The sequence below is a fragment of the Microbacterium sp. NPDC089696 genome, assembly GCF_044749125.1.
In the GTDB taxonomy this organism is placed as follows: domain Bacteria; phylum Actinomycetota; class Actinomycetes; order Actinomycetales; family Microbacteriaceae; genus Microbacterium.
In genome coordinates this window covers 90,754-117,113 of the sequence record NZ_JBIVHF010000004.1, presented here as the reverse complement: position 1 = coordinate 117,113, position 26,360 = coordinate 90,754, and the positions used below count along the sequence as shown (strand labels likewise).

Here is a 26,360-nt window from a genome sequence, read left to right as displayed (position 1 = left end):
AGAGGCGTCGGGTCCCGCCAATCGGCGGTCGGGACTCAGAGCTCGACGGTCATCTGGATGCGACGACCGTAGCGGTCGATGCCGAGCGAAGCTTCGGTCTCGACGAGCGACAGTTGGAACCCGGACTCGGGGATGCTCTCCAGGAACCCGCAGGACGCGTAGAACGGGGCGTTCCAGGGGATCTCGGCATAGGTGCGGAGGGTGACCCGGGAGTAGCCTCGGTCGCGCGCCTCTGCGAGAGCCGCGTCGACGAGTCGTCGTCCGTGGCCCCGACGTCCGGACTCGGGGAGGACGGAGAGCTGCTCGAGATGCGCGTGACCGTCGACGTCGAGCACGTGAACGAAGCCGAGAGGAGAGGCGTCGGAGCCCTCGAGGACGAGAACGAATCCCGGCTGTCCGAGACGCTCGATCGGATCACCGGCGGGCGGCCATTCGGGAGCGCCGAGCGCGTCGATCAGCAGCGCGTCCGCCGAGACCTCGATCGCCTGGATCATCTCGGCGTCCTCGGCCACGGCCTCACGGATGCTCGCGCTCATGATGCCGCCTCTTCCACCGCCGCGATCGCTTCGATCTCGACGAGCTGGTCGTCGTAGCCGAGCACGGTGACGCCGAGGAGAGTGCTGGGGACGTCGTGATCGCCGAACGCGGCGTGGATGACGTCCCAGGCCGTCACGAGGTCCTGCTGGCGGTCGGAGGCCACCAGGACGCGCGTGCTGATCACGTCGTCGAGTGTGGCTCCGCTCGCCTCCAGGGCCGTTGTGAGGGTCTGCACGCAGCGCGCGGCCTGGGCAGCATAGTCGCCGGGAGAGGTGGTGGAGCCGTCGTCGTCGAGCGGACAGGCGCCGGCGAGGAAGATGAGGCGGGAACCGGCCGGTGCGGTGGCGGCGTGTGCGTAGGGAGCGTCGGCGAGAGAGTCGGAACGGAGGAGTCGGTCGACAGAGGCCATGCCCCGATCCTCCCACGACGACATGAGAGGGCCCTGTCCGCGAACGGACAGGGCCCTCTCATGGGGGAGCGGCGGTCTTACTCGCCGTCCTCCGACTTCGGCTTGCGAGGCTTCTTCACCGGCTCGGTCGCGATGACCGTGCTCGGGGTGTTCGGCGTCTCGTCCACGTGGGTCTCGTCGACGGTGAGCGGGGCGTCGGGGAAGCCGGCACGCTCGTGCGCGCCCTGGATCTCCGCTGCCTCGGTCTCCTCGTTGTGAGCCGTGACGTGGTGCTGGTGCGCGTCGGCCTCGTCGATCTCGGCCTGCGTGAGCGGGGCCAGGCGGTCCTCGAAGAACCACCGCGAGATCGAGGACCGCAGGTTCTCGGTCCACGGGATGCGGCCCTTGTCGTTGGGACGCACGACGAGCGGCTCGTAGCCGTCGACGTCGATGAGCTTCCAGCGGTCGTACTTGTCGACGGGCTCGTGGACCTCGATGAACTCGCCGCCCGGGAGACGCACGATGCGACCCGACTCGAAGCCGTGCAGGACGATCTCACGATCCTTCTTCTGCAGGGCCAGCGCGATGCGCTTGGTGACGAAGTAGCCGAGGATCGGGCCGAGGAACAGCAGCGCCTGGAGGGTGTGGATCACGCCTTCCATCGTGAGCATGAAGTGCGTCGCGATGAGGTCGGAGGATGCCGCCGCCCACAGGACCGCGTAGAAGATGACGCCGGCGACGCCGATGGCGGTACGGGTGGCCGCGTTGCGCGGGCGCTGAGCGATGTGGTGCTCGCGCTTGTCGCCCGTGACCCACGCTTCGATGAAGGGGTAGATCGCGACGACCACGATGAACAGCCCGAGGACCGCGACCGGGGCGAGGATGCCGAACGACCAGGTGTGGTCGAGGAACACGACGTCCCAGTTCGACGGAGCCAGACGCAGCGCACCGTCCGCGAAGCCGATGTACCAGTCGGGCTGGGTTCCGGCGGAGACGGGGGAGGGGTCGTAGGGCCCGTAGTTCCAGATCGGGTTGATCTGGAAGAACGTCGCGATCAGCACGATGGTGCCGAAGACGATGAACAGGTAGCCGCCCATCTTCGACATGTAGACCGGCATCATCGGGTAGCCCACGACGTTGTCGTTCGTGCGGCCGGGGCCGGCGAACTGCGTGTGCTTGTTCACGATCATGAGCATGAGGTGAACGACGATGAGCGCGATCACGAGCATCGGGAGCAGCAGGATGTGCAGCGTGTACAGGCGGCCGACGATGTCGGTTCCGGGGAACTCGCCGCCGAACAGGAGGAACGAGATCCAGGTTCCGACGAGCGGGAAGCCCTTGATCATGCCGTCGATGATGCGGAGGCCGTTGCCCGAGAGCAGGTCGTCGGGGAGCGAGTAGCCGGTGAAGCCCTCGGCCATCGCGAGGATGAAGAGCACGAAGCCGATCACCCAGTTGAGCTCGCGCGGCTTGCGGAACGCACCGGTGAAGAAGACGCGCAGCATGTGCACGCCGATGCCGGCGACGAAGACCAGAGCGGCCCAGTGGTGGATCTGGCGGACCAGGAGGCCGCCGCGCAGGTCGAACGAGATGTGCAGCGACGACTCGAGGGCGGCGGACATCTCGATGCCGCGCATCGGCGCGTAGGCGCCCGTGTAGTGCGTCTCGACCATCGAGGCCTGGAAGAAGAACGTCAGGAAGGTTCCGGAGAGGAACACGACCACGAAGCTCCACAGCGCGATCTCGCCGAGCATGAACGACCAGTGGTCGGGGAAGATCTTGCGACCCAGCTCCTTGACGAAGCCGGAGAGGCTGGTGCGCTCATCGATGTAGTTCGACGCGGCGCCGACGAAGCGGCCGCCGAGAGGCGCCTTGGTGTCCTTGTCCTCTTTGGACAGCGTTGCGGTGCTCAATGGCGCTCCCAGAAGCTCGGGCCGACGGGCTCGGTGAAGTCACTGCGGGCGACGAGGTAGCCCTCGTCGTCGACGGTGATGGGCAGCTGAGGCAGCGGACGCGCGGCCGGGCCGAAGATGACCTTGGCGTGGTCCGTGACGTCGAACTGCGACTGGTGGCAGGGGCAGAGGAGGTGGTGCGTCTGCTGCTCGTACAGGGCGACGGGGCAGCCGACGTGCGTGCAGACCTTGGAGTACGCGACGATGCCGTCGTACGACCAGTCCTTGCGCTCCTCGGACTCGATCAGCTGCTCGGGACGCAGGCGCATCATTAGCACGATGGCCTTGGCCTTCTCCTCGAGGTAGCCGTCGTGGTGGCTCAGGGTCGCGAGCTCCTCGGGGATCACGTGGAACGCGGAACCGAGCGTCACGTCCGCGGCGCGGATCGGGGTGCCGTCGGGGTCGCGGACCAGTCGAGCGCCCTCTTCCCACATGGTGTGCTTGAGCAGGGCGACCGGGTCGCCGGCCGTCGGGTCCTCCGGGGTGCTGTGCGGTGCGAGACCGCGGAACAGCGTGACGCCGGGGATGATCGACGCGATGATCGCCGCGAACAGCGAGTTGCGGATCATGGTGCGACGGCCGAAGCCCGACTCCTCGTTCGCGGCGGCGAACGCGGCGACGGCGGCTTCACGCGTCGAGTCCTTGCCCCGGGTGGGGTGGCGGTGCTCGATGTGCTCCTTGTCGCTCATCAGCGCCTTCGACCAGTGGATCGCGCCGATGCCGATCGCCAGCAGCGCGAGCGCGATGCCGAGACCGATGAAGAGGTTGTTCTGGCGGATGTCGATGAGCGCGCCGCTCTCGATCGGGAACAGCATGTAGGCGGCGACCGCCCAGATGCTGCCCGCGAGCGAGAGGTAGAACAGGGTGTAGACCGTGCGCTCGGCCGTCTTCTCGGCGCGCGGGTCCTTGTCGGTCATCCGCTCACGGTGCGGCGGCAGCCCCGGGTTCTGCACGGGGTCGCTGACTGCGACACCCAGCCCCGGAGAGGGCTGGTAGGCCCTTTCGAGAGCCTGCGAGTCGTCGTCGTGTGCCATGGTGCTCCTCGTACGTTCCTCTTCGATGAATATGCGTCAGTTGGACTTCGCCGTGATCCACACGGTGATGGCGACCAGGGCGCCGATTCCGAAGATCCAGACGAACAGGCCCTCGGACACCGGACCGAGCGAGCCGAGCGAGAAGCCGCCGATCTGCACGGACTGCTGCTGGAAGAGCAGAGCCGAGATGATGTCGCGCTTGTCCTCGTCGGACAGGTTCATGTCGCCGAAGACGGGCATGTTCTGGGGGCCGGTGACCATGGCGGCGTAGATGTGCAGCGCGCTGGTCTCGGTCAGGGCGGGGGCGTACTTGCCCTCGGTGAGCGCACCACCGGCGGCGGCCACGTTGTGGCACATCGCGCAGTTGACGCGGAAGAGCTCGGCGCCGTGCGCGACGTCTCCCTTGCCGTCCAGGGTCTCCTCGGACGGGAACGTCGGGCCGGGGGCCACGGACTGCACGTACGAGGAGACGGCCAGGATCTGGTCTTCGGTGAACTGCGGGTGCTTCTGCGGAGCCTGGGGGCCCTGCATCTGCAGCGGCATACGGCCCGTCGACATCTGGAACTCGACCGCCAGCTCGCCGACGCCGTAGAGGCTCGGACCGTTCGCGGTGCCCTGCATGTCGAGACCGTGGCAGGTCGCGCAGTTCGCCTGGAACAGCTTCTCGCCGTCCTCGACCGTGAGCGTGCTCGACGCGGTCGTCTGGGTGTCGGTCGCGGCGAATGCCGCGGACGCTCCGGCGTACACCGCGCCGGTGATCATGAGGCCTGCGCCGATGAGGGCGGCCGCAGCCAGGGGACTGCGACGGCCGTTCGAACGGCGCTTCTTCTCTCGTGCCATCTCGGGGATCAGCTCCGCTCTCATTTCAGGAAGTAGATAACGACGAACAGCACGATCCAGACGACGTCGACGAAGTGCCAGTAGTAGGACACCACGATCGAGGAGGTCGCCTCCTTGTGCCGGAAGTTCTTGACGGCGTAGGCGCGTCCGATGACGAGGAGGAACGCGATGAGGCCGCCGGTCACGTGCAGGGCGTGGAAGCCCGTCGTGATGTAGAAGGCCGAGGCGTACGAGTCGGCGCTGATCGGCAGGCCCTCGGCGACGAGCTGCGCGTACTCCCAGACCTGACCCGACACGAAGATCGCACCCAGGGCGAAGGTGAGGAAGAACCACTCGACCATGCCCCAGCCGAACAGGCGGCGACGACCGGCGCCGTTCTTCTGGCCCTTGGCGATGCGGTAGGGCTGGAGGTCCTCGGCCGCGAAGACGCCCATCTGGCACGTGAACGAGGACAGCACCAGGATCGCGGTGTTCACGAACGCGAACGGGACGTTCAGCAGTTCGGTGCGGTCGGCCCAGAGCTCGGGGGAGGTGCTGCGGAGGGTGAAGTAGATCGCGAAGAGTCCCGCGAAGAACATCACCTCACTGCCGAGCCACACAATGGTTCCGACGGCCACGGGATTGGGCCGCTTGATCGTTCTCGCCGCCGGGGCATACGTCGCTGAGGTCGTCACCCCTCCATTATGGCCGATCCGCGGGTGTGATTCTTGCACTCGGGCCGCCCGATTCGCCTTCATTCGACTTAGGGGACCCTAAGAAAACACTGCGAATCCACGGTGAATCCGCGGGAAACGGGGGATGCCCGTCGGAGGGCGGTCCGTCATGAAGAATCTGGACGGGATCGCCGCGCCGATAGGATCGCACACATGGCTGAATCGCTGACCTGGTCCGACGTCCTCACCACACTGCTGGAGCGTCGCGATCTCAGCGTCTGGGAGTCGACCTGGGCCATGCGTCAGATCATGCGCGGCGACGTCACGGAGGCACAGCTCGCCGGGTTCCTCGTCGCGCTCCGCGCCAAGGGGGAGACGATCGACGAGATCGTCGGCTTCCGCGACGCGATCCTCGAGGCCGCTGTGCCGCTCCCGGTCTCCCCGAACGTGCTCGACATCGTCGGCACGGGCGGTGACCGCGTCGGCACCGTCAACGTCTCCACGACCGCGGCGATCATCATCGGCGCGTCCGGCATCCCCGTCGTCAAGCACGGGAACAGGGCGGCGAGCTCGGCATCGGGATCCTCCGACGTCCTGAGCGCCCTCGGGCTGGAGCTCACCCTCGACCCCGCGGCCGTCTCGTCGATCCTCGACCGCACCGGCATCACCTTCGCCTGGGCCGGCGCCTTCCACCCCGGGTTCAAGCACGCGGGCGGCGTGCGCGCCGAACTCGGCGTCCCCACGGTGTTCAATATGCTCGGCCCGCTGTGCAACCCCGCACGGGCCGAGGCGAACGCAGTGGGGGTGGCCCAGATGGAGCGCGTCCCGCTCATCACCGGCGTCTTCCGCACCCGGGGCGCGACCGCGCTCGTGTTCCGCGGCGACGACGGACTCGACGAGCTCACGACCACCGGGCACAGTCGCATCTGGGAGGTCACGCGAGGCGACATCCACGAGCACGATCTCGATCCCCGCGACCTGGGCATCCCCGTCGCGGATCTCGCCGACCTCATCGGAGGCTCTCCCGAGCACAACGCCGGCGTGCTGCGACGCACGCTCGAGGGGGAGAAGGGCGCCGTCCGCGACATCGTGCTCCTCAACGCCGCGGCGGGCATCGTCGCCTTCGAGCTGTCGCAGGACGCCGGGCAGGCGCAGCGTCCGATCGTGGAACGGCTGCGCGACGGCTACGCCCGCGCCGCGGAGACGGTCGACGACGGACGTGCCGCGGCCAAGCTGGAGCAGTGGATCGGCGTGAGCCGGGAGCTGGCCTCGGCCTAGGAGACGTCATGGACCCGGTCGCCGCGCTGCTCGAGATCGCCTCGCTGCTGGAGCGCGAGCGGGCGTCGCGGTACCGGGCCAAGGCGTTCCGGCAGGCGGCGGCGACCCTGCAGCAGCTGCCGGACGACGTGCGGAACGACCCGACGCGGCTGCGCGCCGCCAAGGGGATCGGCGAATCGACCTTCGGTGTGATCCGTCAGGCGCAGGCCGGCGAGGTGCCGGACTACCTCGTCGAGCTGCGCGGTGAGGTCGAGCCGGAGATCGTCTCCGAGCTGCGCGCGAAGCTCCGCGGCGACCTGCACGCGCATACGGACTGGTCCGACGGCACGACGCCGATCACCGTCATGGCCGCCGCCGCCCGCGCGCTCGGCCACGAGTATCAGGCCGTCACGGATCACTCCCCGCGCCTGCGTGTGGCGCGGGGCCTCTCCGCCGAGCGCCTCCGCGAGCAGATGCCGCTCGTGCGTGCCGAGTCCGGAGACGGCTTCACACTCCTCGCGGGGATCGAGGTCGACATTCTCGAGGACGGCGCGCTGGACCAGGACGACGATCTCCTGGGCGAGCTCGACATCGTCGTGGCCTCCGTGCACTCGAAGCTCCGCATGGACGCGCGGCCCATGACCGCGCGGATGCTCGCCGCGGTGGCGCATCCGCGCGTGAATGTGCTCGGCCACTGCACAGGGCGCCTCGTGCAGGGCGAGCGCGGCACGCGCCCGGAGTCGCAGTTCGACGCCCGCGCCGTGTTCGCCGCCTGCGCCGAGCACGGCGTCGCGGTGGAGATCAACTCGCGTCCGGAGCGTCAGGATCCGCCCGACGAGCTCATCGCGATCGCACTTGAGGCCGGATGCCTGTTCTCGATCGACTCGGACGCGCACGCCCCCGGACAGCTGTCGCTGCTCGACCACGGGGCGCAGCGCGCGGAGAGGGCCGGCGTCCCGGCATCCCGCATCGTCACGACCTGGGGGCTGGAGCGTCTGCTCGCCTGGGCCGGCTGAGTCGACGTGCGTCAGACCGAGGTGGTCCCGACCGCGGCGATCGCCCGGGCCATCGATCCACCGAGGTTCCACGTCTCGGCCAGCGCCAGAGCCGCGTCCACCTCGTCGGGGCCGAGCGGCAGCAGCGGCTCGGCGGGGGCGGTGATGTCGAGGTGCTTCGCGACCTCGACGACGGTCGGCGCCACGTCGAGATAGGCGGTGGATGCGAGGATCTTCGCCCGCACGCCGGCGCTCATCCCCTCGCCCGCCTCGGCCGCCGCGCGGATGCCGGCGAGGTCGCCGTGCTCCTTCAGAAGCGTCGCCGCGGTCTTCTCGCCGACCCCGGCCACGCCGGGCAGGCCGTCCGAGGCGTCGCCGCGCATGGTCGCGAAGTCCGCGTACTGGGCCGGGAGCACTCCGTACTTCGCCACGACCACGGCATCCGTCACGATCTCGAGGTTGCTCATGCCCTTCGCCGTGTACACGACGCGGACGTCGCGCGCGTCGTCGACGAGCTGGAAGAGGTCGCGATCGCCCGTCACGATGTCGACCGGCATGGACGCCTCGGTCGCGAGCGTGCCGATCACGTCGTCGGCCTCGTGCTCGGCGACTCCGATGATCGGGATGCCGAGGGCGCCGAGCGTCCGGCGGATCAGCGGGATCTGCGCCTCGAGCGGATCGGGCACCTCTTCGACGTCGGGCCCGGCCGGAACGACCTCGACGACGCGGTGCGCCTTGTAGCTGGGGATCAGGTCGACGCGCCACTGCGGACGCCAGTCGTCGTCCCAGCAGGCCACGACGTGCGTGGGCTCGTACAGCGTCACGAGCTTCGCGACGATGTCGAGCAGGCCCCTCGCGGCGTTGATGGGGGAGCCGTCGGGCGCCGTCACCTTGTCGGGCACGCCGTAGAAAGCACGGAAGTACAGACTGGCGGTGTCGAGCAGGAGGAGCTTGTCGGCGCGGGGCATGTGCACAGTCTGTCAGCGCGGACGGCGGACGTCAGCATCCGGATCGTCGGGGGTCCTCGGGATCTGGTAACCTGAACTGTCACTCGTGGCGTGCCTACGCATGCCCGCGTGGCACAACCACAATCACACCGCTGGGAGACATCCTCCGACCGCGCGCGGTCGGCGTCGTCTCAGCCCGAGTATCCATTCACAAGGACAACCCACTACATGACTACCGCAACGACCGCCCCGGCCACCAAGCAGGTCGCCATCAACGACATCGGATCTGCTGAGGACTTCCTGGCCGCGGTCGAGAAGACCCTGAAGTTCTTCAACGACGGCGACATCATCGAGGGCACGATCGTCAAGATCGACCGCGATGAGGTTCTGCTCGACGTCGGCTACAAGACCGAGGGCGTCATCCCCTCGCGCGAGCTCTCCATCAAGCACGACGTCGACCCCAACGAGGTCGTCAAGGTCGGCGACGAGGTCGAGGCACTCGTTCTCCAGAAGGAGGACAAGGAAGGCCGCCTGATCCTCTCCAAGAAGCGTGCGCAGTACGAGCGCGCCTGGGGAGACGTCGAGAAGATCAAGGAGAACGACGGCGTCGTCACCGGTACGGTCATCGAGGTCGTCAAGGGTGGACTCATCGTCGACATCGGCCTCCGCGGCTTCCTGCCGGCCTCGCTCATCGAGCTCCGCCGCGTCCGCGACCTCACGCCGTACCTCGGCCAGGAGATCGAGGCCAAGATCCTCGAGCTCGACAAGAACCGCAACAACGTGGTCCTCTCGCGCCGCGCCCTGCTCGAGCAGACGCAGTCCGAGTCGCGCACCACGTTCCTCAACAACCTGCACAAGGGCCAGGTCCGCAAGGGCGTCGTCTCGTCGATCGTCAACTTCGGTGCGTTCGTCGACCTCGGCGGCGTGGACGGTCTCGTGCACGTCTCCGAGCTGTCCTGGAAGCACATCGAGCACGCCTCCGAGGTCGTCGAGGTGGGCCAGGAGGTCACCGTCGAGATCCTCGAGGTCGACCTCGACCGCGAGCGCGTCTCCCTGTCGCTGAAGGCGACGCAGGAGGACCCGTGGCAGGTCTTCGCCCGCACCCACGCGATCGGGCAGGTCACGCCGGGCAAGGTCACCAAGCTCGTCCCGTTCGGTGCGTTCGTGCGCGTCGCAGACGGCATCGAGGGCCTCGTCCACATCTCCGAGCTCTCCAGCAAGCACGTCGAGCTGGCCGAGCAGGTCGTGTCGGTCGGCGAAGAGGTCTTCGTCAAGGTCATCGACATCGACCTCGAGCGTCGCCGCATCTCGCTGTCGCTCAAGCAGGCCAACGAGTCGGTCGACCCCAACGGCACCGAGTTCGACCCGGCGCTCTACGGAATGGTCGCCGAGTACGACGAGAACGGCGAGTACAAGTACCCGGAGGGCTTCGACGCCGAGACCGGTGCCTGGAAGGAAGGCTTCGACGCCCAGCGCGAGGCATGGGAGCAGGAGTACGCTGCGGCCCAGGCTCGCTGGGAGGCGCACAAGGCCCAGGTCATCAAGGCCGCAGAGGCCGAGGCCGAGGCCGGTGCCGACTTCGGCGGCCAGGCATTCTCGAGCGAGACCGCAGGCGCGGGCACGCTCGCGGACGACGAGGCTCTCGCTGCACTGCGCGAGAAGCTCTCGGGCGGCAACTCCTAAGCAGCTCTGACAGAACGGGCCGTCACCCCTCGGGGTGGCGGCCCGTTCCGCATGTCCGGTGCGCGGATGCTTCGTGACCGAACATTACGAAGCGGTTCGTGACATCCGGGTGCACTCGGACAGCATGGGGACATGACCTCCCTGCTCAGCGCGCCCTCGACCGCGCGCGCCTCCGGAGCGTTCGGCGCCGCAGCGCCCGTGCGCCTCGACGCGGTGGAGCGCTCCTTCCCCCTGGGGCGGGGGACGCGCGACGTGCTGCGCGGCGTCGACGTCGAGATCGCCGCGGGCGAGATCGTCGCCGTGGTCGGTCCCTCGGGATGCGGCAAGTCGACGCTTCTGCGCCTCGTCGGCGGTCTCGACGCTCCGACCGGCGGGGTCATCACGCTCGCCGACGACGCCGTCGCGGACGCCGACGAGCGGACGGCCATCGCCTTCCAGGAGCCTCGTCTGCTGCCCTGGCGCACGATCGCGCAGAACGTCGAGCTCGGTCTGCCGCGTCGCACCCCCCGTCGCGAGGGTCGGGAGCGGGTCGCGGAGCTGCTGCGCCTGGTCGGACTCGAGCATGCCGCGACGCAGCGCCCCCGCGAGGTCTCCGGCGGCATGGCGCAGCGCGCCTCGCTGGCCCGTGCCCTCGCTCGCAATCCCGGGGTCCTGCTGCTCGACGAGCCCTTCGGCGCGCTCGACGCGCTCACGCGTCTGCGCATGCACGACCTGCTGCTCGACATCCACGCCGCGGAGCCCACGACGATCGTGCTCGTGACGCACGACGTCGAAGAGGCCCTGTACCTCGCCGACCGGGTGCTGCTCCTGCGCACGCTCGGCGGCGACACCGGGACGGACGAGACGTCCGTCGCGCGAGCGATCACCGTGCCCGGGACCCGTCCCCGCGACCGCGCCGACCGCGGACTCGCCGACCTCCGCGCCGAGCTCCTCGAAGGACTCGGCGTCGACACCCACCACCGCATCCCCTCCGAGGAGAACCGATGAGCACCATCACCCGCCGACTCGTCCCCGCGCTCGCGATCGCCGGCACGATGATGCTCATCGCCACGGGCTGCGTCGCCGGCGAGGATGCTCCCGCCGCCGACTCCGCGAAGGGCGATGCCGCGGCATCCGGCGAATGGTCGGCCGACACGCTGTCGATCGACTTCGCGACCTACAACCCACTGAGCCTCGTGGTGAAGGACCAGGGCCTTCTCGAGGAGATCCTGGGCGACGACGTGACGGTCGAGTGGGTGCAGTCCGCCGGGTCGAACAAGGCCAATGAGCTGCTGCGCTCCGGGTCGATCGACGTCGGCTCGACCGCCGGATCCGCGGCGCTGCTCGCGCGGGCGAACGGCTCGCCCATCCAGGTGATCGACATCTACTCGCAGCCCGAGTGGTCGGCCATCGTCGTCGGCCCCGACAGCGACATCACCTCGGTCGAAGACCTCGCCGGCAAGTCGGTCGCCGCCACCAAGGGCACCGACCCGTACTTCTTCCTCCTGCAGGCGCTCGAGGAGGCGGGACTCTCGGTCGACGACGTCGAGGTGCAGAACCTCCAGCACGCCGACGGCCGCGCCGCGCTCGACGGGGGATCCGTCGATGCCTGGTCGGGCCTCGACCCGATCATGGCCGCCGCCGAGGTGGAGTCGGGGGACACGCTGATCTACCGCAACGTCGACTTCAACTCCTACGGCTTCCTCAACGCCACCGAGGACTTCATCGAGAACCACGCCGACCTCGCCCAGGCCGTCGTCGACGCGTACGAGCAGGCCCGCGAGTGGGCGCTCGAGAACCCCGAGGAGACCGCCGCGCTGCTCGCCGAGGTCGCGGGCATCGACCCCGCCGTCGCGACCACGGTGATCCAGGAGCGCTCCAACCTCGACGTGAGCGGCGTCCCCGGCGACGACCAGATCGCCGTGCTCGAGAAGATCGCCCCGGTGCTCGCGGACTCGGGCGACGTGCAGGGCGGCCAGGACTCGGTCGACAAGGCCCTCGACGAGATCGTGAACGACACGTTCGCGAAGAAGGCGGTCGGGGGAGAGTGACCGATCCGGACCAGCGCGCCGTCGTCCCCGCGGACGCCCGCGACGCGCTCGACGCCGCGAAGGGCACGAATCGCGCCGATGCGCGCTCACGCCATGGTTGGGACCGTCCTGCGGTGAGGGTCGCGGGCGGGTTCATCCTCCCCGTGCTCATCATCGCCGCCTGGCAGATCACCACGACGACCGGCATGGTCGAGGCGTACCGCCTCCCGAGTCCGGCCTCGGTCTGGGCCGCAGGCGTGGAGCTCGCCGAACGCGGAGCGCTGTGGACGCACATCGCGATCTCGGTGCAGCGCGTGCTGCTCGGCTTCGCGATCGGCTCGGTCGTCGGCCTCGCCGCCGCGGGCATCGTCGGCCTGTCACGCCTCGGCGACATCCTGCTGAGCCCGACGCTCGCCGCGGTGCGCGCCGTGCCCTCGCTCGCCTGGGTGCCGTTGCTGATCCTCTGGATGCAGATCGGCGAGTCCTCGAAGGTCACACTCATCGCGATCGGCGCGTTCTTCCCCGTGTACACGACCGTCGCGACGGCGCTGCGCCATGTCGACCCGCACCTCGTGGAGGCCGGCCGGTCCTTCAGCCTGCGGGGATGGTCGCTGTTCCGCACCGTGCAGCTGCCCGCCGTGGTGCCGTCCGTCGTCGCGGGGCTGCGCCTCGCCCTGGCTCAGGCATGGCTGTTCCTCGTCGCGGCCGAGCTCATCGCCTCCTCGATGGGCCTGGGCTTCCTGCTCACGGACTCGCAGAGCAGCGGACGCGTCGACCGCATCATCCTGTCGATCGTGCTGCTCGCCCTGCTCGGCACGATCACGAACGGCATCCTCGCCCTCGTCGAGAAGTACCTGCTGCGGCGGTGGACGTGACCGGTTCGGAAGCGCGCCTGCACGAGTCGCGTAGCTACCCGCCGCCCGCCGACCTCGCGCAGAAAGCCAACGTGACGGCGGAGGCCTACGCCCGGGCCGCAGCCGACCCGACCGCGTTCTGGGAGGACGCCGCCCGACGGCTGGACTGGGCGGAGCCCTGGCACACCGCGCACGAGTGGGACCCGCCCGTGGACGGAGCTGTTCCCGCCGCGCGCTGGTTCCTCGGCGGACGCCTCAACGTCGCGCACAACTGCGTCGACCGCCACGTCGAGGCCGGGCGCGGCGACAAGGTCGCGTTGCACTTCGAGGGCGAGCCCGGCGACCGCACCACGGTGACCTACGCCGACCTCCAGCGCCGGATCTCGCAGGCCGCCAACGGGCTGCGCGCGCTCGGCATCCGTCCGGGTGACCGCGTGGTGATCTACCTGCCGGTGCTCGTCGAGACCGTGGTGATCACGCTCGCGTGCGCCCGCATCGGCGCCGTGCACTCGCTCGTGTTCGGCGGCTTCTCGGCCGAGGCGCTGCGCTTCCGCCTGGCCGACACCGGCGCGAGGCTGCTCGTCACGAGCGACGGGCAGTTCCGCCGGGGAACGGCGACCGAGGTCAAGTCGACCGCCGACATCGCGGCCGCCGGCCTGCCCGATCTCGAGCACATCCTCGTGCTCCGCCGCACCGGTCAGGACGTGCCGTGGACCGAGGGCCGGGACGTCTGGTGGCACGACCTCGTCGACACCGCCTCGCCCGTCCACGAGCCGCAGCCGTTCGACGCGGAGCATCCGCTCTTCATCATCTACACGTCCGGCACGACCGGGAAGCCCAAGGGCCTCGTGCACACCTCGGGCGGGTACCTCGCGCACGCGAGCTGGGCGCACTGGGCGCACTTCGATGCCAAGCCCGACGACGTGCATTGGTGCACCGCCGACCTGGCCTGGGTCACCGCCCACACCTACGAGATCTACGGTCCGCTGTCGAACGGGCTCACGCAGGTGATCTACGAGGGCACCCCGGACACCCCGGGCCGGGAGCGCCACCTGCAGATCATCGAGCGCTACGGCGTGACGGTCTACTACACCGCGCCCACGCTCATCCGCACCTTCATGACCTGGTTCGGCGCCGACCTCCCTGCGGGCCACGACCTGTCGACGCTGCGGCTGCTGGGCACCGTGGGCGAGGCGATCAACCCCGAGGCGTGGGTCTGGTTCCGTCGGAACTTCGGTCACGACGAGCTGCCGGTGATCGACACCTGGTGGCAGTCCGAGACCGGGGCGGCGATGATCGCTCCGCTCCCGGGAGTCACCACGCTCACGCCCGGATCGGCCTCCGTGCCGCTGCCGGGCATCGACGCCGCCGTCGTCGACGAGAACGGCGACGAGGTCGCTCCCGGACGCTCGGGGACCCTCGTGGTCCGGCGGCCGTGGCCCGGAATGGCCCGCACCGTGTGGGGCGACCCGCAGCGGTACCGCGACGCCTACTGGGCGGCCTACGCCGGCCACGGGGCGTGGGGCGGGTACTACGTCGCGGGCGACGGCGCCACGCGCGACGCCGACGGGAGCATCCGCATCCTCGGCCGCCTCGACGACGTCGTGAACGTGTCGGGCCACCGGCTGTCGACCATCGAGATCGAGTCCGCGCTCGTGGCGCACGACACGGTCGGGGAAGCAGGCACGGCCGGTGTCGCGGATCCGGTCACCGGTCAGGCCGTCGTCGCGTTCGTCACGGGGTCCGGCCGCGCCGAGGTGTCGACGACCGCTCTGCGCGACGAGGTCGCCCGAGCGATCGGCCCCGTCGCCAAGCCACGCCATATCGTGGTGGTGGAGGACCTCCCCAAGACCCGGTCGGGCAAGATCATGCGCCGGCTCCTCGCCCAGCTGTGGGAGGCCGAGCACGACCGCCGTGCCGGCCGGCCCGCAGCGCCCCTGGGGGACACCACCTCCCTGCAGAACCCGTGGGCCGTCGACGACATCGCCGCCCTGCTCGAGAACGTCGAACTGAGGACACCATGACGGAAGAACACCGCTTCGGATTCCGCACCAGAGCGCTCCACGCGGGCGGCACGCCCGACGCCGCGACCGGCGCACGGGCCGTACCGATCTACCAGACCACGTCGTTCGTCTTCGACGACGCCGCCGACGCCGGCAACCTCTTCGCGCTGCAGAAGTACGGCAACATCTACTCGCGCATCGGCAACCCGACCGTGGCCGCGCTCGAAGAGCGACTCGCCTCGCTCGAAGGCGGGATCGGCGCGGTCGCGACCGCATCCGGGATGAGCGCCGAGTTCATCACGTTCGCCGCCCTGGTCGGCGCGGGCGACCACGTCGTCGCCGCGGCGCAGCTCTACGGCGGCACGGTCACGCAGCTCGACGTCACCCTGCGCCGGTTCGGCGTCGACACGACGTTCGTGGCCTCGACCGACCCGGCCGACTTCGCCGCCGCGATCCGTCCGGAGACCAAGGTCGTCTACGTCGAGATGATCGGCAACCCCTCGGGCGAGATCGCGGACATCGAGGGCCTCGCCGAGGTCGCGCACGCCGCGGGCGTCCCGCTCGTCGTGGATGCGACGCTCGCGACGCCGTACCTCGCACGTCCTCTCGAGCACGGTGCGGACATCGTCATCCACTCGGTCACGAAGTTTCTCGGCGGTCACGGCACCACGCTGGGCGGCGTCGTGATCGAGAAGGGCACGTTCGACTGGGGCAACGGCCGCTTCCCGCAGATGACCGAACCGGTCGCGTCCTACGGCGGCATCAAGTGGTGGGACAACTTCGGCGAGTACGGGTTCCTCACCAAGCTCCGCACCGAGCAGCTCCGCGACATCGGACCCGCGCTCAGCCCGCAGGCCGCGTTCAACCTGCTGCAGGGCATCGAGACGCTGCCCCAGCGGATCGACGCCCATGTCGCGAACGCCCGTGTCGTCGCCGACTGGCTCGCGTCCGACCCGCGCGTCGAGTACGTGACCTGGGCGGGGCTGGAGGGCCACCCTCACCACGAGCGCGCGGCGAAGTACCTGCCGCTGGGTCCGGGATCCGTCTTCGCCTTCGGGGTGAAGGCCGACGACGGCCGCGCCGCGGGGGAGGCGCTCATCGAGAGCCTGCAGCTGGCGTCGCACCTCGCCAACATCGGCGACGCGCGCACGCTCGTCATCCACCCGGCGTCCACGACGCACCGTCAGCTCACGGAGGACCAGCTGACGGCCGCCGGCGTGCGCCCCGACCTGATCCGCATCTCCGTGGGGCTCGAGGACGCGGACGACATCATCTGGGACCTGGACCAGGCCCTGACCCTCGCGACGGGAGCGCACCGATGAGCGACACCACGACCGCGGGCGACGCCTGCGCCGTCCCCACGCCGGATGCCGTCGTCTGCGCGCTGCCCGGAGCGGCACCGGCCGTCGAGGGGCGCACCTGGGTCGGTCCGGGTGCGCAGCAGCGCTTCGAGATCCTCCGTCGCACGAAGAGCGTCGCGATCGTCGGCGCCTCGAACAACCCGGCGCGCGCCTCGTACTTCGTGACCACCTACCTGCTGTCGAGCAGCGGCTACGACGTGTACCTGGTGAACCCGCGCGAGACCGAGATCCTCGGGCAGCCCGTGTACGCGTCGCTCGCCGACCTCCCGGTCGAGCCGGACGTGGTCGACGTGTTCCGTCGCCACGACGATCTGCCGGGCGTCGCGCAGGAGGCGATCGACGCGGGGGCGAAGACTCTGTGGCTGCAGCTCGGCTCGTGGAACGAGGATGCCGCGGCCCTGGCCGAGGCCGCAGGGCTCTCCGTCGTCATGGATCGGTGCGTCAAGATCGAGCACGCGCGCTTCCACGGCGGACTGCACCTCGCGGGCTTCGACACCGGAGTGCTGAGCTCGCGACGGCAGCTGCTCGCCCGCTGACCGACGGCGGGCGGAGCCTAGACTGACGTCATGCCTCTCATCGCTCTCACCGGCGGCATCGCGTCGGGGAAGTCGACCATCGCCCGGCGGCTCGCGGAGCACGGCGCCGTCGTCGTGGACGCCGATCGGATCGTGCGGGACGTGCAGGCGCCGGGGACCCCGGTGCTCGCCGCGATCGTTGAGGAGTTCGGCGGCGACGTGATCGCCGCGGACGGCTCCCTCGACCGCGCGGCGCTCGGAGCGATCGTGTTCGGCGACCAGGAGCGGCTGCGGCGTCTCAACGCGATCGTGCATCCTGCCGTGCGCGCCGAGTCGCAGCGCCGTTTCGAGGAGGCCGCCGCGGGGGACCCCGACGCGGTCGTCGTCTACGACGTTCCCCTGCTGGTCGAGGCCCGCGTGGACGACCCCTGGGATCTCATCGTGGTCGCGCATGCGCCGGCCGCGGTGCGCCTGCGCCGTCTCGTCGAGCTGCGCGGCATGGAGGCCGCGGCCGCGCAGGAGCGGATCGACGCGCAGGTGCCGGACGAGAGGCGTCTCGCGATCGCCGACGAGGTGATCGACACCGCCGGAACGATCGAGGAGACCCTCGTGCAGACCGACGCCCTCTGGGAGCGGATCCGCGCACGGTGACCTTCACCGGACACGCACCGGGGTCGACTCCGTACCGTCGTCTGATCGTCGGACTGTTCTTCGCCGGCATCGCGACGTTCGCACAGCTGTACTCTCCGCAGGCGGTGCTGCCGCAACTCTCCAGCGACCTCGGGGTCGCTCCTGCGACGGCGGCCCTCACGGTCTCGGCGGCGACCCTCGGACTGGCGGCGGCGGTGATCCCCTGGTCGCTCGTGGCCGACCGCATCGGCCGTGTGCCGGTGATGGGGACCGGCGTGCTGGCGGCGACGGTCCTCGGACTGCTCGCACCGCTGAGCTCCGCGCTCGAGACGCTGCTCCTGCTCCGGCTGCTGGAGGGCGTGGCGCTGGGCGCGGTCCCGGCGGTCGCCCTCGCCTACCTGAGCGAGGAGGTCAGGGCGCGCAGCGCGGCCGCCGCAGCGGGGAGCTACATCGCCGGGACGACCGTGGGCGGTCTGCTCGGCCGCATCCTGTCGGGGATCGTCGGGGAGCCGGCGGGATGGCGAGGCGGGATGTGGACCGTCGCGGCGGTGTGCGCGGTGGCGGCGGTGCTGTTCCTCGTGCTCGCACCCCGCGCGCAGGGCTTCGTGCCGGGTCGGTTGCGCACCGGAGAGGATGCCTCCGGAGTTCTGATCCGGCTCGTGACGCCTCTGCGGTCCGGCGCACAGCTCGCTCTCTACGCTCAGGGGTTCCTGCTGATGGGCTCGTTCGTCGCCGTCTACAACTACCTCGGGTTCCACCTCGCGGCCGCGCCCTTCGCGCTCCCGGGCTGGCTCGTCACGCTCCTGTTCCTCGCGTACCTCGCCGGGACGCTCTCCTCGCCCTGGGCGGGGTCGCTCGCGTCGCGGTTCGGCCGGTACCCGGTGCTGCTCGGCGCCACGGGGGTCATGGCCGCTGGTGCGCTGCTGCTGCTCGCCGGCGTCACCGCGTTCGTCCTGATCGGCCTCCTCCTGTTCACCGCCGGGTTCTTCGGAGCGCACGCCGTCGCCTCGGGATGGGCTCCGGTGGCGACAGGCCCGTCGACGAGAGCACAGGCGTCGTCGCTGTACTACTTCGGGTACTACGCGGGGTCGAGCCTGTTCGGCTGGGCGCTGGGCATCGTCTTCGGAGGCGTCGACTGGACCTGGTTCGTGGTCTCGGTCGTCGTGATGTGCGCGGTCGCGGCCGTGCTCGCGGCGGGAGCCCTGCGCGGAGCCTCCGGTGCGCGTCCCCTCGACGTGGTGTCCTGACCCGCGCCGATCGGCCGCCCGGAACGTCCGCTCCCGTGCGCCGCACCCGACACGGCCCGGATGTCGGTGGTGCCGCCTACGCTGGAGGTATGCAGACCACCCGCAGCGTCCGTCCCTTCGAGGTCGTCAGCGAATACGCCCCCGCCGGCGACCAGCCGCAGGCGATCGCCGACCTCGCCGCGCGCATCAACGCGGGCGAGACCGACATCGTTCTCCTCGGCGCGACCGGAACAGGCAAGTCGGCGACCACGGCCTGGCTCATCGAGCAGGTGCAGCGACCGACCCTCGTTCTCGCTCACAACAAGACCCTGGCGGCGCAGCTCGCGAACGAGTTCCGCGAGCTCATGCCGAACAACGCGATCGAGTACTTCGTGTCGTACTACGACTACTACCAGCCGGAGGCGTACGTCCCGCAGACCGATACGTTCATCGAGAAGGACTCCTCGATCAACTCCGAGGTCGAGCGTCTGCGCCACTCCACGACGAACTCGCTCCTGAGCCGCCGCGACGTGGTCGTGGTGTCGACCGTGTCGTGCATCTACGGGCTCGGCGCACCGGAGGAGTACCTGCGGGCGATGGTCGCGCTGCAGGTGGGGGAACGGTACGACCGCGACGCCCTCATCCGGCAGTTCATCTCGATGCAGTACAACCGCAACGACGTGGACTTCTCGCGCGGCAACTTCCGGGTGCGCGGCGACACGATCGAGATCATCCCCGTGTACGAGGAGCATGCGATCCGCATCGAGCTGTTCGGCGACGAGATCGAGGCGCTGTACTCCCTGCACCCTCTCACCGGCGAGGTCATAGAGAAGCTCGACTCCGTGCCGATCTTCCCGGCCTCCCACTACGTGGCCGGCACCGACGTGATCCAGCGGTCGATCGGGACCATCGAGGCCGAGCTCGAGGAGCGTCTCGCAGAGTTCGAGCGCCAGGGAAAGCTCCTCGAGGCCCAGCGGCTGCGCATGCGCACGACGTTCGACCTCGAGATGCTGCAGCAGCTCGGCTTCTGTTCCGGCATCGAGAACTACTCGCGGCACATGGACGGCCGCGAGGCGGGCGAGCCTCCGCACACGCTGCTCGACTTCTTCCCCGACGATTTCCTGCTCGTGATCGACGAGTCGCACGTCACGGTGCCGCAGATCGGCGCGATGTACGAGGGCGACGCCTCGCGCAAGCGCACCCTGGTCGACCACGGCTTCCGGCTGCCGAGCGCGATGGACAACCGCCCGCTCCGCTGGGACGAGTTCAAGAACCGCATCGGCCAGACCGTGTACCTCTCCGCGACTCCCGGAAAGTACGAGATGGGCATCGCCGACGGCGTGGTCGAGCAGATCATCCGTCCGACGGGCCTCGTCGATCCGCACATCGTCGTGAAGCCGTCGAAGGGGCAGATCGACGATCTGCTGGAGGAGATCCGCCTGCGGGTCGAGCGCGACGAGCGCGTGCTGGTCACCACCCTGACCAAGAAGATGGCGGAGGAGCTCACCGACTTCCTCGGCGAGCACGGGGTCCGTGTGCGCTACCTGCACTCCGACGTCGACACGCTGCGCCGCGTCGAGCTGCTGACCGAGCTGCGTGCCGGTGTCTACGACGTGCTCGTGGGAATCAACCTGCTCCGCGAGGGCCTCGATCTCCCCGAGGTGTCGCTGGTCGCGATCCTCGACGCCGACAAGGAGGGCTTCCTCCGCTCCGGCACCTCGCTCATCCAGACGATCGGCCGTGCCGCGCGAAACGTCTCGGGCGAGGTGCACATGTACGCCGACAACATGACCGACTCGATGACCAAGGCCATCGAGGAGACCGACCGTCGCCGTGACAAGCAGATCGCATACAACAAGGAGCACGGCATCGACCCGCAGCCGCTGCGCAAGCGGATCGCCGACATCACCGAGGTGCTCGCGCGCGAGGGGCAGGACACCGCCGACATGATGGCGGGGCGCGGCAAGGCCACGGGCAAGGGCAAGTCTCCGACGCCCAACCTCCGACGCACCGGCATCGCGGCGGAGGGAGCGCAACAGCTCGAGGCCACGATCCAGGATCTCTCCGATCAGATGCTCGCCGCCGCCTCCGAGCTCAAGTTCGAGCTCGCGGGACGTCTGCGCGACGAGGTGCAGGACCTCAAGAAGGAACTGCGCGCCATGGAGCGCGCCGGACACGCCTGATCGAAGGGACCCTCGCGATGGACTCCGCAGGTGAAGAGCTCGCCGACCGGGTGCGAGCGCTGCTGACGCTCAGCGGCGATGTCGAGGAGAAGCGGATGTTCGGCACACGCGCCTTCCTCGTCGACGGGCACATCCTCGTCGGAGCTCGTCCGGGCGGCGTGCTGCTGGTGCGAGTGCACGAGGAGAACGGCGCCGCGCTGGTCACCCGGCCCGGTGTCGCGACCGCCGTGATGGGTCCGCGGACGATGGGCACCGGATGGCTCGACGTGTCGCCGAGCGCGACCGTCGACGACGAGGCGCTCGCCTTCTGGCTCGACGTCGCTCGCGAGGACGCCTCGGGCGCAGACTGACCCGCGCGACGCACGCCCCGCGGCGCGGTGGTTCAGGGGCAGTGCACGAGGGGCTTGGGTCCGGAGCGGTCGATCTCGTGCTGCGTCATGGGAGCCCCGCACAGCGGGCACGCGCGCTCCGCGCGCTCGGCCGCACTGGGCGGCGGCGTCTTCTCGTACGGCCCGACCGAGGCCGGGCCGGCGAAGCGGATGAGGTTCGTGTTGATCCACGAGTACAGCCCCCCGGCCTCGCGGATCCGGTCGCGGAGGGGAGGGCGCTCGTCGGGACTCGTCATGTTGCTTAGTGTACTAACTATTAGGGGGCATGTATAGTCGATCGCATGCCGACCGCCGACGACCTGCTCAAGCTGGACAATCAGCTGTGCTTCGCCCTCGTGACGGCGGCGCGCAACGTGGTCGCGATCTATCGACCGATCCTCGAACCGCTCGGACTCACCCATCCTCAGTACCTGGTGATGCTGGCGCTCTGGGAGAAGTCGCCACGCCCGCTCCACGACCTCGCGGCCGACCTCGCGCTCGATCCCGCCACGGCGTCGCCGCTCGTGAAGCGTCTCGAGGTCGACGGGCTCGTCGCGCGGCAGCGCAGCGCCCGGGACGAGCGCCGTCTCGACATCACCCTCACCGACGCCGGACGTGCCTTGCGCGAGCGGGCGCTCGACGTGCCGCGTCAGGTCATGGCCGCCGTGGGCATGGACATGGCCGAGATCGCGGCGCTGCGCGACGGGCTGTCGAGCTTCGCCGGGCGACGACAGGACGCCTGACCCGGGTCTCGTCGACACCGGCCTTCGGTCCGGGTGACCGTACGTCCTCCACCTAGGGTGGAGGCATGTCGCGCATCGTCCCGCCCGAGACTCCCGAGAGATCGGGCGTCGCGCGATGGACGAGCCTCGTGCTCCCGCTCCTCGCCGTCGCCGGGTTCTTCACGATCCTCATGCTCGCGGCCGCCGTGCAGGGGAGTCCGACGTTCCGCCCGGTCGGCGAGCCCGGTCCGCCGCCGACGCAGACCCCCGTCCCCGAGCCCGCGCCGTCGTCGTCGGGGATCCCGGAGTTCGAACCGCCGGAGGACCCGCTGATCCTGACGATCATCGCCGCGGTCGTCGTGATCCTCATCGGCGGTGTGGTCCTCGCCGTCCTGTTCTTCGGCATCCGACTCGTCGTCCGCACGCTCGCGGCGCTCTGGCGGGACCGTCGACTGCGCCGGCGGGCGGGCGCCGACGTCGCGGTCGCGGTGACCGCGGATCCCGTGGCCCCGGTCGCGCCGGACGCCGGGGAGATCCGTCGGGGGATCGCGCAGGCGCTCGTCGCCCTCGCGCAGGACGACGCTCCGGCCGACGGGATCGTGGCCGCCTGGATCGGCCTCGAGGAGTCCGCAGCGGACGCCGGCGTGGTCCGCGCCCCGTCGGAGACCGCCGCGGAGTTCACGGTGCGCATCCTCGCCCGTCGGTCGTCGATCGCACCTCAGGTCTCGCGGCTGCTGCGGATGTACGAGGACGTGCGCTTCGGCGGACGTGCCACGACCGAGGGCGATCGGGAGACCGCGCTGCGGTGCCTGCGCGAGATCGAAGAGGCCTGGCGATGACGCGAAGAGTCCTCCTGCTCGCCCTCGGCGCCGTGCTCGTCGTCGGCGTTCCGCTGCTGCTGACCGCGGTCGGCGCTCCCTACGCCTTCGCGCTGTCCTGGGCGCTGCTCGCGGTCGCCCTGGTCCTCCTCAGCCGCCCGTCGCTCGTCGACGAGAGCGGAGCCTGGCCGCCGTCCGAGCCGTCGCGCACGGCGCCGGGCTCCGAGGTGTCCCGGCTCGCCTGGGCGATCAACAGCCGCACGGGGATCGCGGGGCACGCGGTGGTCCGCCGGATCGACCGAGTGCTGCGCCGCCGACTCGCCCGGCAGGGACTCGACCCCGACGATCCCGCCGATCAGGCGCGCATCGAGGAGCTTCTGGGAGCCGGGATCCGCGATCTGCGGAAACCGGGCGAAGTCCACCGCACGGACGTCGACCGGATCCTCTCGGCGCTCGAACGACTTCCCGACCAGGGCCCGCCCTCCGGCCGCGCCTCCGCCCCCTCTGCACCTGGAGAGAACGCATGACCTCTGAGAACGTCGACATCGCCGCCGCCGGACGCCGGATTCTGGACGGTGTGCGCACCGCCGTCGTGGGGATGGACGAGCCGTTGACGATCGCGCTCGCGAGCATCCTCGCCGGAGGTCACGTGCTCTTCGAGGATGTGCCGGGGCTCGGCAAGACGCTCGCCGCACGCAGCCTGGCATCCGCCCTCGGCCTCGAGTTCCGCCGACTGCAGTGCACGCCGGACATGCTCCCCGGCGACGTGACCGGCTCGTCGGTGTACGTCCCGGCCACGGGCGGCTTCGAGTTCCGCCCCGGCCCGATCTTCACCGGACTGCTGCTCGCCGACGAGATCAACCGCACGACGCCCAAGACGCAGTCGGCGATGCTCGAGGCGATGGCGGAGCGTCAGGTGACGGTCGACGGCACACGTCACGCGCTGCCCGATCCCTTCCATGTGATCGCGACGTCGAACCCGATCGAGTACGAGGGGACGTACGCACTGCCCGAGGCGCAGCTCGACCGCTTCCTGGTCCGCCTGTCGGTCGGATACCCGACGAGCGACGACGAGTCGCGGATCGTCGCGGAGCGGATCCGCCGACAGAGCGCGGACGCGCCGGTCGAGGCTGTGGTCGACGCCGCCCAGCTGCGCGACATCCAGGCCGCCGTGGAGCGCATCCACGTCGACGCGGACATCATCGCCTACGGCGTCGACCTCACCCGCGCGACTCGGACCGCCGCGACCGTCGCGGTCGGCGCCTCACCCCGCGGATCCCAGGCGCTCGTGCTGCTCGGCCGCGCCCTCGCAGCTCTGGACGGCCGTGACTACGTGCGCCCTGACGACATCAAGCGCATCGCGGTGCCCGTGCTCGCGCACCGGCTGACGCTCACCCCGCAGGCATGGGCGCAGGGGACCGACCCCGCATCCGTGGTCGAGGCGGCTCTCGCGCAGACCCCGGTACCCCCGACGGCGTCCGTCGTGCGATGAGCGACGAGATCCGTTCGGAGCTGAGGATGCCGCTGCGATGGCATCGGGGCCCCGTCGTGGCGGTCGGCGTCGTCGGCTCGGCCGTGGTCGCCATCGTGGGGCTCGTGCTGTCCAGACCCGACGTGGTCGCGATCGGCCTCCCGCTCGCGCTCGCCTCGACGTGGGCGCTGCTCCGGCGGCCGACGAGCGCCGCCGTGCTCCTCGGACTCCGCGCCCGCTCCGGAGGCCGCGCGGGGGGCACGGAGGTGCGGGCGGATGTCGACGTCCGCGATCCCGGCGACCTCGACTGGATCCAGCTCGCCGTCGACCAGGGCGGACGCCGCACGGGTCTCGCCGACGTTCCTCCGGGGGAGGGTGTCGTACGCACGGCGACACGCCCCCTGCACTCGGGGCCCGTCGAACTGCTCGCGGTGACGGGACGCGCCATCGCCGTCGACGGCGCATGGGCATCGGGCGTGGGCGCTCGCGTCGCTCTCGACTGGCGGGTCGCACCGGGGCGGCACGACCTCGGACGGCTCCCGCTCGCCCCGAGGCTCGTCGGACTCCACGGAGCGCACGACGGCTCCCGCCCCGGGGAGGGCGGCGACTTCCGCGACATCCGCCCCTTCGTCCCCGGCGACGACCTGCGTCGGATCGACTGGCGGGCCACGGCCCGCGCCGCGCGGCGGCCGGGAGACCTCCTCGTGCGCCGCACGGACTCCCTGAGCGACGCCTCCGTGGTGGTGGCTCTGGACACCGTCGACGACCTCGGCTCCGCAGTCGCCGCGTGGGGCTCGGGCGATCCGGAGCGCACGGGCGTGACCTCGCTCGACCTCGGTCGTGAGGCGGCGCTGTCGATCGCCGCGACCGCGATCGAGGCGGGGGACAGGGTCGCCTACCACGCCCTCGCGACCGGAGGGCAAGGGGTGCGCTCGGGCAGCGGCCCGCGCCATCTCGCGCGCCTGAGCGGTGCGATCGCCGGGACGGGGCCCGGGGACGACGGCGCCCGCTATCGCCGTTCCCCGATCGTCCCCGGCGGGTCGATCGTGTTCGTGCTCTCGACGTTCTTCGACGGCATCGCCGCGCAGCTCGCGTCGCGGTGGCGAGCCTCCGGCCACGCGGTCGTCGCCGTCGACACGCTGCCCGATCTCGACGCGGTGCGACTGACGCCGGAGCAGACCGTCGCGATGCGCACGCTGCTCGCGGAGCGGACCGAGGTCCTCGCCGATCTGAGGCACGCCGGGATCGAGGTCGTGCGCTGGGCGAGCGATCGCGACACGGGGATGCGCCTGGCCGCCCTGCGGCAGCAGCGGATGCGCGCGGTGCGTCGATGAGCGCGCGGATGCACTCGTTCCGCGTGCCGGCGGCCATCCCGGGCGTCGTCCCGAGGCTGTTGGTGGTCGTCTTCGTCGCGGTCGGCGTCCTCGTGCTGATGCCGTTCCCCCTTTGGCAGGGCATCGCGGTCGTCGCGGCGCTCGTCGCGGTGTTCCTCCCCGTCTCGATGGCGGCGTGGGGAGCAGCCGCGTGCCTGCCGTTCGGCGTCGTCCTCACGGAGCCGAGCATCGCCCGCACGGCGCTGGCGGTGCTGCTCGTGCACGCGATCCACGTGTGCGCCGGCCTGTCGCTCGTGATCCCGGCGCGATCCCGGATGTCGCTGCGGGTGCTCCTCCCGACGCTGCGACGCTTCACGGTGATCCAGCTGATCGCGCAGCCCCTGGCTCTCGGTGTCCCGCTCCTGAGCGGACGCGGGCTCCCGACCGACGTCGCGTGGGTCGCTCCCGTCGCGGCGTCGCTCCTCGTGGTCGGCGTCGGGCTCGCCCTGGTCGGACTCCGGCGGGCGGACGCCGCGGCACGACCGGCCGGCGGCGTCGCTCCTCGCGGGAGCGGAGCCAATGTCCGTGGCCCCTCGTAGAC

At 70.4% G+C, this 26,360-nt stretch carries 27 protein-coding genes; 19 read left to right on the top strand and 8 right to left on the bottom strand.

Annotated elements, in window-relative coordinates:
- Window positions 1–35: 35 nt before the first annotated feature.
- From ACIPY8_RS18130 to ACIPY8_RS18105, 6 genes are all read right to left on the bottom strand, one after another.
- A complete protein-coding gene (locus ACIPY8_RS18130) occupies window positions 36–536 on the bottom strand; it encodes a GNAT family N-acetyltransferase (protein ID WP_400821219.1) in 501 nt (166 codons plus the stop codon).
- Window positions 533–946, bottom strand: coding sequence for a RidA family protein (locus tag ACIPY8_RS18125; protein ID WP_400821217.1), 414 nt, complete (start codon window positions 944–946; stop codon window positions 533–535). The genes ACIPY8_RS18130 and ACIPY8_RS18125 overlap by 4 nt, the downstream gene beginning before the upstream one ends.
- A gap of 77 nt (window positions 947–1,023) precedes the next feature.
- Entirely contained in the window at window positions 1,024–2,838 is a 1,815-nt protein-coding gene (locus ACIPY8_RS18120) for a cytochrome bc complex cytochrome b subunit (protein WP_400821214.1), read from the bottom strand.
- A complete protein-coding gene (locus tag ACIPY8_RS18115) occupies window positions 2,835–3,911 on the bottom strand; it encodes a Rieske 2Fe-2S domain-containing protein (protein ID WP_400821212.1) in 1,077 nt (358 codons plus the stop codon). The genes ACIPY8_RS18120 and ACIPY8_RS18115 overlap by 4 nt, the downstream gene beginning before the upstream one ends.
- A 36-nt stretch (window positions 3,912–3,947) precedes the next feature.
- Window positions 3,948–4,751 carry a c-type cytochrome gene (locus tag ACIPY8_RS18110; protein WP_400821435.1) on the bottom strand — a complete coding sequence of 268 codons (804 nt, stop codon included), beginning with the start codon at window positions 4,749–4,751 and terminating at the stop codon, window positions 3,948–3,950.
- 20 nt (window positions 4,752–4,771) lie between these two features.
- Window positions 4,772–5,425: a heme-copper oxidase subunit III gene (locus ACIPY8_RS18105; protein WP_153302215.1), complete on the bottom strand. Its 654-nt coding sequence runs from the start codon at window positions 5,423–5,425 to the stop codon at window positions 4,772–4,774.
- A gap of 192 nt (window positions 5,426–5,617) precedes the next feature.
- On the opposite strand from ACIPY8_RS18105, the gene trpD reads away from it, so the two are divergent.
- Entirely contained in the window at window positions 5,618–6,682 is a 1,065-nt protein-coding gene (trpD, locus tag ACIPY8_RS18100; RefSeq protein ID WP_400821209.1) for an anthranilate phosphoribosyltransferase, read from the top strand.
- Between the two features lie 8 nt (window positions 6,683–6,690).
- Window positions 6,691–7,677, top strand: coding sequence for a PHP domain-containing protein (locus ACIPY8_RS18095; RefSeq protein WP_400821206.1), 987 nt, complete (start codon window positions 6,691–6,693; stop codon window positions 7,675–7,677).
- 11 nt (window positions 7,678–7,688) lie between these two features.
- Here ACIPY8_RS18095 and ACIPY8_RS18090 read toward each other — a convergent pair whose 3' ends face one another.
- Entirely contained in the window at window positions 7,689–8,624 is a 936-nt protein-coding gene (locus tag ACIPY8_RS18090; protein ID WP_400821203.1) for a 5'-3' exonuclease H3TH domain-containing protein, read from the bottom strand.
- A gap of 207 nt (window positions 8,625–8,831) precedes the next feature.
- On the opposite strand from ACIPY8_RS18090, the gene rpsA reads away from it, so the two are divergent.
- The 11 genes from rpsA to ACIPY8_RS18035 all read left to right on the top strand — a co-directional run bounded on the left by rpsA (window position 8,832) and on the right by ACIPY8_RS18035 (window position 21,417).
- Entirely contained in the window at window positions 8,832–10,286 is a 1,455-nt protein-coding gene (gene rpsA, locus ACIPY8_RS18085; protein WP_144873258.1) for a 30S ribosomal protein S1, read from the top strand.
- A 132-nt stretch (window positions 10,287–10,418) separates the two neighbouring features.
- Window positions 10,419–11,273, top strand: coding sequence for an ABC transporter ATP-binding protein (locus tag ACIPY8_RS18080; protein WP_400821200.1), 855 nt, complete (start codon window positions 10,419–10,421; stop codon window positions 11,271–11,273).
- The gene (locus ACIPY8_RS18075; protein WP_400821197.1) at window positions 11,270–12,316 is read left to right on the top strand and encodes an aliphatic sulfonate ABC transporter substrate-binding protein; all 1,047 of its coding nucleotides are present in this window, start codon (window positions 11,270–11,272) and stop codon (window positions 12,314–12,316) included. The genes ACIPY8_RS18080 and ACIPY8_RS18075 overlap by 4 nt, the downstream gene beginning before the upstream one ends.
- Window positions 12,313–13,170: an ABC transporter permease gene (locus tag ACIPY8_RS18070; RefSeq protein WP_400821194.1), complete on the top strand. Its 858-nt coding sequence runs from the start codon at window positions 12,313–12,315 to the stop codon at window positions 13,168–13,170. The genes ACIPY8_RS18075 and ACIPY8_RS18070 overlap by 4 nt, the downstream gene beginning before the upstream one ends.
- The gene (acs, locus tag ACIPY8_RS18065) at window positions 13,161–15,173 is read left to right on the top strand and encodes an acetate--CoA ligase (protein WP_400821191.1); all 2,013 of its coding nucleotides are present in this window, start codon (window positions 13,161–13,163) and stop codon (window positions 15,171–15,173) included. The genes ACIPY8_RS18070 and acs overlap by 10 nt, the downstream gene beginning before the upstream one ends.
- On the top strand, window positions 15,170–16,474 hold the full coding sequence (locus ACIPY8_RS18060; protein WP_400821189.1) for an O-acetylhomoserine aminocarboxypropyltransferase/cysteine synthase family protein: 1,305 nt from the start codon (window positions 15,170–15,172) through the stop codon (window positions 16,472–16,474). The genes acs and ACIPY8_RS18060 overlap by 4 nt, the downstream gene beginning before the upstream one ends.
- Window positions 16,471–17,049: a CoA-binding protein gene (locus ACIPY8_RS18055; protein ID WP_400821187.1), complete on the top strand. Its 579-nt coding sequence runs from the start codon at window positions 16,471–16,473 to the stop codon at window positions 17,047–17,049. Before ACIPY8_RS18060 ends, ACIPY8_RS18055 begins: the two co-directional genes overlap by 4 nt.
- Window positions 17,050–17,079: 30 nt before the next feature.
- On the top strand, window positions 17,080–17,679 hold the full coding sequence (gene coaE / locus ACIPY8_RS18050) for a dephospho-CoA kinase (RefSeq protein WP_400821185.1): 600 nt from the start codon (window positions 17,080–17,082) through the stop codon (window positions 17,677–17,679).
- Window positions 17,676–18,905: an MFS transporter gene (locus tag ACIPY8_RS18045; RefSeq protein ID WP_400821183.1), complete on the top strand. Its 1,230-nt coding sequence runs from the start codon at window positions 17,676–17,678 to the stop codon at window positions 18,903–18,905. Before coaE ends, ACIPY8_RS18045 begins: the two co-directional genes overlap by 4 nt.
- A gap of 89 nt (window positions 18,906–18,994) precedes the next feature.
- Window positions 18,995–21,067 carry an excinuclease ABC subunit UvrB gene (gene uvrB, locus ACIPY8_RS18040; protein WP_400821181.1) on the top strand — a complete coding sequence of 691 codons (2,073 nt, stop codon included), beginning with the start codon at window positions 18,995–18,997 and terminating at the stop codon, window positions 21,065–21,067.
- A 17-nt stretch (window positions 21,068–21,084) separates the two neighbouring features.
- On the top strand, window positions 21,085–21,417 hold the full coding sequence (locus ACIPY8_RS18035; RefSeq protein ID WP_400821179.1) for a TfoX/Sxy family protein: 333 nt from the start codon (window positions 21,085–21,087) through the stop codon (window positions 21,415–21,417).
- Window positions 21,418–21,449: 32 nt separating this feature from the next.
- Here ACIPY8_RS18035 and ACIPY8_RS18030 read toward each other — a convergent pair whose 3' ends face one another.
- A complete protein-coding gene (locus ACIPY8_RS18030; RefSeq protein ID WP_400821176.1) occupies window positions 21,450–21,692 on the bottom strand; it encodes a hypothetical protein in 243 nt (80 codons plus the stop codon).
- Between the two features lie 45 nt (window positions 21,693–21,737).
- On the opposite strand from ACIPY8_RS18030, the gene ACIPY8_RS18025 reads away from it, so the two are divergent.
- From ACIPY8_RS18025 to ACIPY8_RS18000, 6 genes are all read left to right on the top strand, one after another.
- Window positions 21,738–22,178, top strand: a complete 441-nt coding sequence (locus ACIPY8_RS18025; protein WP_400821173.1) for a MarR family winged helix-turn-helix transcriptional regulator — start codon at window positions 21,738–21,740, stop codon at window positions 22,176–22,178.
- A gap of 65 nt (window positions 22,179–22,243) precedes the next feature.
- Window positions 22,244–22,996: a DUF4129 domain-containing protein gene (locus tag ACIPY8_RS18020; RefSeq protein WP_400821171.1), complete on the top strand. Its 753-nt coding sequence runs from the start codon at window positions 22,244–22,246 to the stop codon at window positions 22,994–22,996.
- Complete coding sequence (locus ACIPY8_RS18015; RefSeq protein ID WP_400821168.1) at window positions 22,993–23,502, top strand: hypothetical protein; 510 nt, start codon at window positions 22,993–22,995, stop codon at window positions 23,500–23,502. The genes ACIPY8_RS18020 and ACIPY8_RS18015 overlap by 4 nt, the downstream gene beginning before the upstream one ends.
- A complete protein-coding gene (locus tag ACIPY8_RS18010; RefSeq protein ID WP_400821166.1) occupies window positions 23,499–24,467 on the top strand; it encodes an AAA family ATPase in 969 nt (322 codons plus the stop codon). Before ACIPY8_RS18015 ends, ACIPY8_RS18010 begins: the two co-directional genes overlap by 4 nt.
- A complete protein-coding gene (locus ACIPY8_RS18005; RefSeq protein ID WP_400821163.1) occupies window positions 24,464–25,780 on the top strand; it encodes a DUF58 domain-containing protein in 1,317 nt (438 codons plus the stop codon). Before ACIPY8_RS18010 ends, ACIPY8_RS18005 begins: the two co-directional genes overlap by 4 nt.
- An 8-nt stretch (window positions 25,781–25,788) precedes the next feature.
- On the top strand, window positions 25,789–26,358 hold the full coding sequence (locus ACIPY8_RS18000) for a hypothetical protein (RefSeq protein ID WP_400821160.1): 570 nt from the start codon (window positions 25,789–25,791) through the stop codon (window positions 26,356–26,358).
- Window positions 26,359–26,360 lie beyond the last annotated feature (2 nt).